At 56.6% G+C, this 10,546-nt stretch carries 12 protein-coding genes and 1 pseudogene (1 of these 13 cut by a window edge); 1 reads left to right on the top strand and 12 read right to left on the bottom strand.

The genetic code is table 11. The features are described 5' to 3' along the window. The 10 genes and pseudogenes from OCY70_RS02995 to OCY70_RS02950 form a co-directional block, all read right to left on the bottom strand. On the bottom strand, positions 1 to 141 hold the beginning of the coding sequence (locus tag OCY70_RS02995; protein ID WP_213427084.1) for a LysM peptidoglycan-binding domain-containing protein. It extends 1,401 nt beyond the left edge of the window; 141 of the gene's 1,542 nt are visible here — the first part of the coding sequence; it begins with the start codon at positions 139 to 141; its stop codon lies beyond the left edge, outside the window. Between the two features lie 162 nt (positions 142 to 303). Next, entirely contained in the window at positions 304 to 1,182 is an 879-nt protein-coding gene (ilvE, locus tag OCY70_RS02990; RefSeq protein ID WP_213427085.1) for a branched-chain-amino-acid transaminase, read from the bottom strand. Between the two features lie 27 nt (positions 1,183 to 1,209). After that, the gene (gene pheA, locus OCY70_RS02985) at positions 1,210 to 2,070 is read right to left on the bottom strand and encodes a prephenate dehydratase (protein ID WP_213427086.1); all 861 of its coding nucleotides are present in this window, start codon (positions 2,068 to 2,070) and stop codon (positions 1,210 to 1,212) included. Between the two features lie 16 nt (positions 2,071 to 2,086). Beyond that, positions 2,087 to 3,061: a homoserine kinase gene (gene thrB, locus OCY70_RS02980; RefSeq protein ID WP_213427087.1), complete on the bottom strand. Its 975-nt coding sequence runs from the start codon at positions 3,059 to 3,061 to the stop codon at positions 2,087 to 2,089. Then, complete coding sequence (gene thrC, locus OCY70_RS02975; protein WP_213427088.1) at positions 3,061 to 4,128, bottom strand: threonine synthase; 1,068 nt, start codon at positions 4,126 to 4,128, stop codon at positions 3,061 to 3,063. The genes thrB and thrC overlap by 1 nt, the downstream gene beginning before the upstream one ends. A 54-nt stretch (positions 4,129 to 4,182) precedes the next feature. Next, a complete protein-coding gene (locus OCY70_RS02970; RefSeq protein ID WP_213427089.1) occupies positions 4,183 to 5,469 on the bottom strand; it encodes a homoserine dehydrogenase in 1,287 nt (428 codons plus the stop codon). A 114-nt stretch (positions 5,470 to 5,583) separates the two neighbouring features. Continuing rightward, positions 5,584 to 6,021: an ACT domain-containing protein gene (locus tag OCY70_RS02965; RefSeq protein WP_213427090.1), complete on the bottom strand. Its 438-nt coding sequence runs from the start codon at positions 6,019 to 6,021 to the stop codon at positions 5,584 to 5,586. 283 nt (positions 6,022 to 6,304) lie between these two features. Then, positions 6,305 to 6,760, bottom strand: coding sequence for a substrate-binding domain-containing protein (locus tag OCY70_RS02960; RefSeq protein ID WP_249724700.1), 456 nt, complete (start codon positions 6,758 to 6,760; stop codon positions 6,305 to 6,307). Next, entirely contained in the window at positions 6,757 to 6,918 is a 162-nt protein-coding gene (locus OCY70_RS02955; protein ID WP_249724706.1) for a hypothetical protein, read from the bottom strand. Before OCY70_RS02955 ends, OCY70_RS02960 begins: the two co-directional genes overlap by 4 nt. Before the next feature lie 142 nt (positions 6,919 to 7,060). After that, positions 7,061 to 7,261, bottom strand: a pseudogene (locus tag OCY70_RS02950) (GntR family transcriptional regulator); the annotation flags it as partial. Positions 7,262 to 7,507: 246 nt separating this feature from the next. On the opposite strand from OCY70_RS02950, the gene OCY70_RS02945 reads away from it, so the two are divergent. Further along, positions 7,508 to 8,368 (top strand): aldo/keto reductase, encoded by an 861-nt coding sequence (locus OCY70_RS02945; RefSeq protein ID WP_213427091.1) that lies wholly within the window; start codon positions 7,508 to 7,510, stop codon positions 8,366 to 8,368. A gap of 55 nt (positions 8,369 to 8,423) precedes the next feature. Here the strand turns inward: OCY70_RS02945 and obgE are convergent, their stop codons facing one another. Continuing rightward, positions 8,424 to 9,737, bottom strand: coding sequence for a GTPase ObgE (obgE, locus tag OCY70_RS02940; protein WP_213427092.1), 1,314 nt, complete (start codon positions 9,735 to 9,737; stop codon positions 8,424 to 8,426). Between the two features lie 12 nt (positions 9,738 to 9,749). After that, positions 9,750 to 10,505, bottom strand: coding sequence for a Spo0B domain-containing protein (locus tag OCY70_RS02935; RefSeq protein ID WP_213427093.1), 756 nt, complete (start codon positions 10,503 to 10,505; stop codon positions 9,750 to 9,752). Positions 10,506 to 10,546: the final 41 nt, after the last annotated feature.

The following is a 10,546-nucleotide window of genomic DNA, read 5'->3' as shown; positions in this document are numbered from 1 at the left end:
GACTTTAATCTTCATTCCGACATCGATCTCATTCGGATATTTCAACTGCGGGTTCATCTTGATTAATTCCTCTAATGGAACATCATATTTTTGTGAAATGGAATATAACGACTCGCCGTGTTTGACAATATGAATTTTCACGTGTTGTTACCTCCCAAACGTTCATCATCCTCTGTGCTTCGGGACACTTGCCCCAGGATCAATTACTACATCCTATGCAGATGATGGGCGTTTGACATCCCCTGATACAAAAAAATCCTCCCCGATGTTCAGGGAGGAGTTGTCTGCAACTGAGATATGCATCTATTCGTATACCTTGACACCGTCCCGCGTTACGATCTCGCGGAAATGCTTGAGCAGATTCAACGTCATCGGACCCGCTTGTCCGGAACCGATGATACGCCCGTCAACTTCGCGCACGGCAATGACTTCGGCAGCCGTTCCCGTGAAGAACACTTCATCCGCGACATACACATCGTGGAGCGTGAACGGTTCTTCCTTGAGCGAATAGCCCAGCTTGCCGCACAATTCCATAATGGCCCCCCGCGTAATGCCTTCCAGCGCGCCCAAGTAGCAGGGTGGGGTGTAGACAACGCCTTTTTTGATAATAAAAATGTTATCGCTGGAGCCTTCGGCGACATAGCCTTGGGCGTTCAACATGATCGCTTCTCCGACGTCGGCCAGGTTCGCCTGGATTTTGACGAGAATATTGTTCAAGTAGTTGAGCGACTTGATCTTCGGATTCAAGGCGTCCGGGATATTGCGGCGCTGGGACACCGAGACGGTGCGCAGCCCGTTCCGGTAAGCTTCCTCCGGATAAATGGCGAGCTGCTCGACAATAATAATGACACTCGCCTTCGGGCAGCGGCGCGGATCGAGGCCAAGATTGCCGGCTCCGCGGGAGACGATGAGCCGGATATAGCCGTCACGCAGCTCATTGCGCCGAATCGTCTCCACCATCGCATCCTGCATTTCTTCCAGCGTCAGCGGAATGTCCAGCATGATCGATTTCGCCGAATCATACAGCCGCTCCAGATGCTCGCGGCATTTAAAGATATTGCCGCTATAGACGCGGATACCTTCAAATATCCCGTCTCCGTAAAGAAAACCATGGTCATATACTGATATGGTTGCATTTTCTTTGGTGACATATTGTCCGTTCAAGTATATCCATTGCGACATGGCAGAAGCACCTCCGATATATTGACCCTATTTGTGTACAGCTTTTTCAAATGCATAGCTTGGATAAGATCCGAGGATGCGAACCTGGCACCCGATCGCTTCAATTTCCGCAAGCGCGGAAGGCAGCAGGACCGTGTTCAGCCCCATTTCCACATCAATATAGAAATAATAGTTGCCCAGCCGGCGCTTCGTCGGACGCGATTCGATCCGCGACAAGTTGATGCACCGCCACGCAAATGCGGACAGCACCTGGTGCAGCGCACCCGGGTAATCCTCCGGCAGCGTGACCAGAATCGTCGTCTTCGGCTTGCCGGAACGCTCCAGGTTCAGCGGCTCCTTGCCGATAAGGATGAACCTTGTATAGTTATTATTATGGTCCGTTACTTCCGATGCCAGTACATCGAGACCGTGGGTACGGGCCCCCAAGGCGGTGCCGATCGCAACCCAGCCGCTGCCGGGATGCCGCTTGACCTTATGAACGGCTTCGGCGGTGCTGCCCGTATGCTCCAGTTCGGCATGCGGCAGATACGTCCGGATGAAATTAATGCATTGCGCCATGGCGACCGGGTGAGACATCACCTTGACGACCCGGGACCAGTCGCGTTCGATTTCCGCGCGGCGTCCGATAATATTTTGGATGGACGGATAGACCCACTCCGCCTGGAACGGAATGTCCACCTCATGGACAATCCAATCCATATGCAGATTCACCGAGCCCTCGATCGTATTCTCGATCGGAATGACGCTGTAATCCGTCTTGCCCTGAACGGTCGACTGGAACACATCCGATATCAAGGCATAATGATCAAACTGATGCTGCTCCCCGACGAGATGGACCGCGGCCTCATGCGACACGGAACCTTTCGGCAAAAGCGCAATTCTAGCCATAATAAGTTAACTCCTTCTATCGTGATGAGCCGGCACGGCCGGCACGCTCGGCGACGACCGCCGCCATATCGTCCCACACTCCGCAGAGCACGGCCCCTTCCTGGCTTATGCCGAGCGGCATAACCCGGGACTTGACCCCGTGAACGAGAAGCGCTTGCTTCATATATGCTTGCAATGAATCGTGCTCGTTCAGGTTGTCCACGAAGGCGAGAAGCGTCGGCCCCGCGCCGCTTAGCGCCACGCCAAGCGCTCCGTGCCGCACCGCCTCCTCCAATATGCCCGGCATGCCCGGAATAAGCGATGCCCGGTACGGCTGATGAAGCCGGTCCCGCATCGCTTCCGCCAGCAGCTCCGTGCGTCCGCTGGCCAAGGCCGCGACGAGAACGGAGGAGCGGCTGATATTGTACACTGCATCCGCCATGCCGATGCGCTCCGGCAGCACATGACGCGCCTTCTTCGTCTCAAGCTCGAACTGGGGAACGGCCACGACCGTTCCAAGGCCGGCCGGCGGATCGAGCCGAATATGGCGCGCCTGCTCGCCATCCCACATGGCCGCGATAATTCCGCCGTACAGAGAGGCCCCCACATTGTCCGGATGGCGCTCGATGGCCGTCGCCATATCGAACAGCCGTTGATCCGTCAACGGCTGCCCGATGAGCCAATTCGCGGCGGCCAGCCCGCCGATCAAGGCGGAGGCGCTGCTGCCCAGCCCGCGCGTCAGCGGGATCTCGCTGTAGACATCCAGGGCGAGCGGGCGCTCCTCTGCTCCCGCTTCCCGAAAGAGCGCTTGCGCCGTCCGGTAGATCAGATTGCGGTCATCGAGGGGAAGACCGTGAAGCTCCGATCCGTGAAGGCGAATCTGCATCTGCTCCGCCGGCTTCATCGCGACCCACAAATGGAGCTCGAGCGCCATGCCGAGCGTATCGAACCCGGGGCCAAGATTGGCCGTGCTGGCAGGCACGCGCACGAGCACGCCCTCTTCCTTCCACATTATTGTCCACCCTCCAGCTGGCGAATCGCCGCCATGACCGCTTTCTCCGTGTCCGGCACGACGAGCGGCTCCTTCGCCGCCGTCTGGATGGCGATATTCGGATCCTTGAGCCCATGTCCGGTCAGCACGCATACGACCGACTCTCCTCCGGCGAAGTACCCTTCCCGGTGCAGCTTCAGCACGCCGGCCACCGAAGCGGCCGAGGCCGGCTCGGCAAAGACGCCTTCTCTCGACGCCAGCAACTGATACGCTTCGATAATTTGATCGTCGGTCACGTAATTGATCTGACCGCCCGATTGCTCGGCCGCCTCGACAGCGGTCTTCCAGCTTGCCGGATTGCCGATGCGAATGGCGGTCGCCAATGTTTCCGGGTTCGGAATCGGCTCGCCCTTCACAATCGCCATGGCGCCTTCCGCTTCGAAGCCGACCATCTTCGGCAGACGATCCGTATGGCCTGCCGCATGATATTCCTTAAATCCTTTCCAGTAAGCGGAAATATTGCCCGCATTGCCGACCGGAATGGCGAGCACGTCCGGCGCGGCCCCCAATTGATCGCACACCTCGAAGGCGGCTGTCTTCTGTCCCTCGATCCGGTACGGGTTGACCGAATTGACGAGCGTAATCGGGTGCTTCGCCGTAATCTCGCGCACGATCTCCAGCGCGCGGTCGAAGTTGCCCTCGATCGCAATCACCTTCGCACCGTAGATCATCGCTTGCGCCAGCTTGCCAAGCGCAATGTTATTGTTCGGGATCAGCACGATGCAGTTCAGTCCGCCCCGGGCGGCATAGGCGGCCGCGGCCGCGGACGTGTTGCCGGTCGAGGCGCACATAATCGTGCGGCTCCCTTCTTCCATCGCCTTCGCTACGGCCATCACCATCCCGCGATCCTTGAAGGAACCGGTCGGATTCAAGCCTTCATATTTCAAATACATATCCAGCCCGAGCTCCTCGGACAGGCGCTCCGCCCGAATGAGCGGCGTGTTGCCTTCCTGCAGGGTCAGCATGGGCGTATTTTCGTTAACCGGCAAATAGCGCTTGTAGGTCTCCAGCAATCCCATATATCTCATTTCCTTTTCCCCTCTTTGCGTATGGATTCTACCGATTCATGCGAAGCTGCTCAATCAACCTTCGACCCGATAAGCGCTCTTAATCGACATGATGACGGACAGATTCTCGAAATGCTCAAACACCTTATTCATGTTCGCCCGGCTGGCGTAATGCGTAATAATGATAATCTCCGCATCCGGGTTGTTCGAATTCGGCTGCTGCACAACCGAATCGAGGCTCACATCGTACTCGGCGAACACTTGCGTAATTTGCGCAAGCACTCCTGCCTTGTCTTCGACGTGAAGCAGGATGAAGTTTTTATAAGCAATCTGCTCGTCGGATTTAAGCTTCTTCTCCTTGTACGGAGTCAAGGCGCGCTGTCCGTTTACGCCGAGCTTCATGTTCTTGATGACCGCGACCAGATCCGCCACGATCGAGGTGGCCGTCGGCATCTCGCCGGCGCCCGGGCCGTAGAACATCGTCTCGCCTACGGCTTCTCCGTACACATAGACCGCATTGAACACGCCGTTCACGGAAGCGAGCGGATGCGCCGTGCTGACCATTGTCGGCTGCACGACGACACTGATCTGATCATCCTGCCGTTCGGCGATGCCAAGCAGCTTCATTTCATAGCCCAATTTTTTGGCAAAAGCGATGTCTTCCTTCTTGATGCGGGAGATGCCGCGCACTTCCACGTCTTCCAGAGAGACGTCCGCATGGAAGCCGAGCGTCGCGAGAATCGCCATCTTGCGCGCCGCGTCCAGCCCTTCCACATCCGAGGTTGGATCCGCTTCGGCGTAGCCGAGCTGCTGCGCTTCCTGCAGGACCTCTTCATAGCCGGCCCCTTCCTGGCTCATCTTCGATAAAATGTAATTGGTCGTCCCGTTGACGATCCCCATAATTTTCGTAATCCGGTCGGACGAGAAGCCTTCCATCAGCGTGCGGATGATCGGAATGCCGCCGGCGACGCTCGCCTCGTAGAACACATCGCAGCGCTTCTCCTTCGCCTTCGCCTTGATCTCCCGCCCATGGAGCGCGATCAGGTCCTTGTTCGCGGTCACGACATGCTTGCCGCGATCCAACGCTTCCATAATATATTCCTTGGTCGGCTCAATGCCGCCCATCACTTCGACGACGACGTCGATCTCCGGATCGTCGATAATATCCCACGCATCTTCCGTGAGCAAATGATCCGGCACATGAACGCTGCGGGACTTGCTCATATCTTTGACAAGCACCTTCCCGATCTGAATCGGCGATCCGACCTGGCTTGCCAGATCCTCCTGATGGCCTTCAACAATGCGAACAACACCCGTACCTACGGTGCCCAGCCCCAATAGTCCTACTTTGATTGGCTTCATCTCGTTCCTCCCCTTCGCTTGGCGCAATCTGTCTATGTGTAAAAAAGAAATATGATTTCGGCGGCCATCGGTTCGTGTCCGGCCTTCGCTGCCTGCGTTAGCAAGCGGACCGCCTTATCCTTGCCCGATGACCTGTACCCGCTTCACGCCCGAAATGTCGCGCAGCGTCTCAAGCATCATGCCGAACGGTTCGGCAATAAGGGATGTCTCCACCGAGAGAACCACATTCGCCATCCCTTGCAGCGGAATCGTCTGGTGGATCGTAAGCACGTTGCCCTCGAACACGGCCACCGAGCTGAGCACCTTCGAGAGGATGCCTGATCGGTGCTCCAAATCGAGCGAAATCGTCACGATGCGCTCCCGCTCCAGTTGGTTCAGCGGAAAGATGCCGTCTTTATACTTATAGAATGCGCTGCGGCTCAGCTCGACCCGCTCCGCAGCCTCGTGCACGGTCTTGACCTCTCCCGAGGCGAGCAGCTGCTTCGCCCGTACCGTCTTGACCACTGCATCCGGTAAAATATCTTCCCGTACCAAGTAGTATCGCTCTGCCATGTGCAGTCCTCCGTAAAAAGACTTTTGTTTTCTTATAGAGGACATTATAGCGGATTCGTATGCGGATTGGCAATAGGAGATGAGCCAACAATTAAAATTGGATTCATTATACACGAATTTAACAGAGATCAAATGCCTTTTCCTTCGTTTTCACTTGCATTTTTCTCGGTTTCATACAAGACTCGGGACGAGATCCCCGAATAACCGAAAAGCCTCACCCAGTCAACGGCGGGATGAGGCTCTTGCATATGCCATGGAATATTTTTACGAGTTATTATATCCGCTAGCGCTTGGGGAGTAAATATTCGATATCCATTTTTCCTATGATTCCGCTTTCAACAAGATTCGCTCGCTTATTTTGCAGCACGGTCGCGAGCGGAACATCGCAATGCCGCGAAGCTTCCTCGTCGTCGAATCCGACGATCGACAGCCGCTCCGGCACCTGGATATTCGTTGCCAAGCAGACTCTTAGCAGATCAAGCGCCAGGTCGTCATGCTCGGCTTGAATCGCCGTCGCTTTTTTGGCCAGAAGAATCTGAATCATCTCCGCGTAGAAAGCCGCTTTGTTGTCCGCGTTCACCTGCCGGTAGAAATCGGTGATGACCAGCTCGGCATCGCTCGGGAGGCCGCCGTCCTTCAGCGCCTGACAGTAGCCGAAATAGCGATCGCGAACCGAACTCCGGTACTCGATGCCGATGCTTGACACGAAGGCGATGCGCCGATGGCCCAGCTCGATCAACTTGCTGGCCCGATATATCCGCCGCGGAAGTTATCGGAACATACGCTCGGCACCGGAATGCTGTCGTAATATTGGTCCATCGTCACAATCGGATATTGATCGATGTAGTGAAGATTCAACATCTCCATGTTGTGGATGGAGCTGACCGGATACCGCATATTCCGTAGCCCCTCTTATGTAATCCAGGTGACCGTTCGCCGCCATATAGGGCAATATAAGCGAAATGATGCGCCGCGGGGAGCCCGGTGTCCCGCTAGAGGGAGCTTCCTTGTCCCTGGCGCGCTCACTGACGAAGCTGCCGCTTCCCCGCTTGCGGTAAATGTACCCGCTCCGTTCCAGCTCAAGCAGGGCACGCTTGGACGTAATGCGGGTCACTCCGAACTGAGCGGCCAGCTCCATTTCCGTCGGAATCTGTTGATGAACAATATATCTCCCCTCTTCTATTTTCCGCTTTATATCGTCTATGATAAGAGCGTATAACGGTTTATTTCCCGGTTCCACAGTTGTTCACTTCTCCGCTTCTACTGGATTGTATATGCGATAAAGCCGCTGCTAGCACCATATTATAGGATATCATGTCAGGCAGCAAGCCAAGGCATACCGTAGTTGCCCATCCTTTCATCGCAACAACGATGACATGGTTTCAACCAGAACTTTTCCCCCTCGCGAACGTACAAAATACAAACGAATCGATGCTCTTCCGGCATCATCGGCCGGGATGAATGATGACAAGGCAGGTGGATATCCATGCAGCACAAACCATTGGGCTCCTACCGGATCTCGGCTATCGGCTTCGGCGGAGCTCCGCTCTCCGTGCCGGGAAGACCGGAGCGGGAACAGGCCATGAGCACGATCCACGAGGCCTGGGAGAACGGCATCACTTTCTTCGATACGGCAGATACATACAGCTTGAATGAGCATGATCTCGGTCATAATGAGCAGTTGTTCGCGGACACGCTCCCTCCGGCTCCCGGGTGCGTCATTGCAACCAAGTCCGGGCTTGCGCGCCCGGACGGCGCCTGGATCCGGAGCGGACACCCGCGATCGCTGCGCGCCGCCTGCGAACGCAGCCTCCTCCTGCTGCGGCGGGACGCGCATCCGCTGTATTACTTGCATGCCCCGGATCCGGACGTTCCGTTCGAGGAATCGTTCGGGGAACTGAGCCGGCTGCAGGAGGAAGGCAAGATCGAGCATCTGGGGCTGTCCAATGTCTCGGTGGCCGAATGCGAGGCGGCCTTGCGCATCGCCGGGGTAGCGGCGATCCAGAACCGTTACCACTTGTTCGTTCGAAGCTCCTCGGACGTGCTGGCCTTCTGCGAAGCGCGCCGGATTCTGTTCGTCGCTTACAGCCCGTTCGGAGGTCCGGGGCAATCGTCCAGACTGCGGCAGGACCCGCTGCTGCAGGAGCTGGCCAACGCCTATGAAGCGAGCCCATACCAGATCGTGCTGGCGTGGATGCTCGCCCTCTCCCCGCTGCTGCTTCCGATTCCGGGAGCGACCCGTCCGCAATCGATTCGCGACAGCGCTCAGGCGGTCCGGCTTCGCCTGGCTCCGGAAGATCTTGAGAGGCTGGATGCGTATACCCCCCCTCCGCCGGCGCAAGGATGACAGCGAAAAAAGACCGCAAGCCTTCATCAAGGCCTGCGGTCTTCCTTTGTTTTCATCAGTAATAGCTGCTGCCTTCGACGAATTCGAACTCGAAGTTGCCGATCCGGATGATGGTGCCGTCCTCTGCGCCGCGCTTGCGCAGCTCTTCATCTACCCCCATGCGGCGAAGCGTCCGCGCGAACCGGAGAATCGCGTCATGCGAGGTCATCTGCATCCGCTTCAGCATGCCTTCAATCGCCTCGCTCTCGATGACGAACGTGTCATTCTCCCGCCGAATCGTGAAGGAAGGCTTCTCCTCTTTCTTCTTGTAGCGGTAGATTTTGCGCTCCTCGACGTCTGCGACCTCTTCGACATGCGTCTCTGGAAGACTTTCCAGCATGTCCATGGCCTTGTAGAGCAGCTCCTGGATCCCCTGCTTCGTCAAGGAGGAGATCGGCATAATCTCGATCTCGTCGCCTTTCAAGTCCCGCACCTGCTCACGGAACGCTTCCAGGTTCTCCTCCGCCTGAGGCATGTCCATCTTGTTCGCTGCCACGATCTGCGGGCGTTCCGCCAGCTTCTCATTGTATTGTTTCAACTCATCGTTAATTTTGACCCAATCGTCGAACGGATCGCGCCCTTCGGTTCCCGCCATGTCCACGACGTGGATAATAATCCGGGTACGTTCGATATGGCGCAGAAATTCATGTCCCAATCCGACTCCTTCGCTGGCGCCCTCGATCAAGCCCGGCAGGTCGGCCATCACGAAGCTTCGTCCATCCCCGATGTCGACGACCCCCAGATTCGGGGTGATCGTCGTGAAATGATAGGCCCCGATCTTCGGCTTCGCGCCCGACACGACGGACAGAAGCGTCGATTTGCCCACGCTTGGGAAGCCGACCAGGCCGACATCCGCCATCACCTTCAGCTCAAGCACAACCCAGCGCTCCTGGCCTTCTTCCCCATGCTCTGCCAGCTCCGGCGCCGGATTCGCCGGGGTGGCGAAGCGCATATTTCCTCTGCCTCCGCGTCCGCCTTTGGCTACGACAACCTCTTGACCGTGACGGGTCAGATCGGCGATAACCTCCTGCGTATCATCATCGATCACGACCGTTCCCGGCGGAACCCGCACAATCATAGGCTCCGCGTTGGCTCCGTGCTGGCTCTTGTTCCGCCCCTTCTCCCCGCGGCTTGCCTTAAAGTGCTTCTGATAGCGGAAATCGACCAGTGTGCGCAGACCCTCGTCCACGCGAAAAATGACGTCCCCGCCATTTCCTCCGTCGCCGCCGGCCGGTCCGCCCATCGCGACATACTTCTCCCGGCGGAACGCGACGAGACCGTCGCCTCCGTCGCCGCCTTTTACATATATTTTCGTCTTATCTACAAACATGCTGTCACCCCGTTATGCGTTGCAAGGCACGACAATGCGGTAGGCTTCGTGCTCTTCGTTATGCTGCGCTGACGATTGCTCCAGCCGCAGGCCGCCTACAGACGCGATATGCTTCAATTTGAATTCCACTTCATCCGGATTCAATAAGATGCCTTCGTATTGATAGCAAATGACGAGCCGGCCGTCCTCCTTGGCAAATTCGACGCTTAGCGGATTCATCCCGTCATTCTGGTCTTTCGCCGCAAAGCGAAAGGCTTGCACTGAGGCAATAACCGATTCGGTCAGCTTGCACGGATCGACGGACAAATCCATCCGGTTCAATTCAACCGGTTCCGGTATCTCGATCCGGAGCGGCATCATGCTGCCGGACAGCCGCTGCTGCATCAGGAACATCACCAGCTCGGGCACGCCAAGCTTGGCAATCCGGCTCTCCTCCGCCATTCGCTCTTTTATAGTCTCTACACATTCCGGCAATTTATCGAACTTCTTCAATCGAACATAACCGTACACCAACTGCAGATCATTCATCCAGTCATGGCGCTGATGGTTCATCAACTGGAGGGCAGACGTCGCCAGCGAACGCTCCATGCGCTGCCGCCGCACCCGCTCTTCCCGGTATAACAAGAACCCGCACAGGCTCAGCATCACCGCCATGACGAGAATAAGCACGAATCTCCAAGTGAATGATAAAGGCCATCCAATGACAGTGACGGCGCATGCGGCCCCTGCCGCGATGCAGCCTCCTAGCTTCAATCGCAAACTATTCATATTCCGGCTCCCCGCTCATCATTCCATTCTTCCATTTATGT

This window comes from Paenibacillus melissococcoides (assembly GCA_944800085.1).
In the GTDB taxonomy this organism is placed as follows: Bacteria; Bacillota; Bacilli; order Paenibacillales; family Paenibacillaceae; genus Paenibacillus_B; species Paenibacillus_B melissococcoides.
This window is presented reverse-complemented; position numbering and strand designations above follow the sequence as displayed.

Coding starts and splice junctions, on each gene's coding strand:
- ilvE (WP_213427085.1), bottom strand. CDS start 1,182: ATGTCGCAATGGATATACTTGAACGGACAATATGTCACCAAAGAAAAT.
- pheA (WP_213427086.1), bottom strand. CDS start 2,070: ATGGCTAGAATTGCGCTTTTGCCGAAAGGTTCCGTGTCGCATGAGGCC.
- thrB (WP_213427087.1), bottom strand. CDS start 3,061: ATGTGGAAGGAAGAGGGCGTGCTCGTGCGCGTGCCTGCCAGCACGGCC.
- thrC (WP_213427088.1), bottom strand. CDS start 4,128: ATGAGATATATGGGATTGCTGGAGACCTACAAGCGCTATTTGCCGGTT.
- OCY70_RS02970 (WP_213427089.1), bottom strand. CDS start 5,469: ATGAAGCCAATCAAAGTAGGACTATTGGGGCTGGGCACCGTAGGTACG.
- OCY70_RS02965 (WP_213427090.1), bottom strand. CDS start 6,021: ATGGCAGAGCGATACTACTTGGTACGGGAAGATATTTTACCGGATGCA.
- OCY70_RS02955 (WP_249724706.1), bottom strand. CDS start 6,918: ATGCGGTATCCGGTCAGCTCCATCCACAACATGGAGATGTTGAATCTT.
- OCY70_RS02945 (WP_213427091.1), top strand. CDS start 7,508: ATGCAGCACAAACCATTGGGCTCCTACCGGATCTCGGCTATCGGCTTC.
- obgE (WP_213427092.1), bottom strand. CDS start 9,737: ATGTTTGTAGATAAGACGAAAATATATGTAAAAGGCGGCGACGGAGGC.
- OCY70_RS02935 (WP_213427093.1), bottom strand. CDS start 10,505: ATGAATAGTTTGCGATTGAAGCTAGGAGGCTGCATCGCGGCAGGGGCC.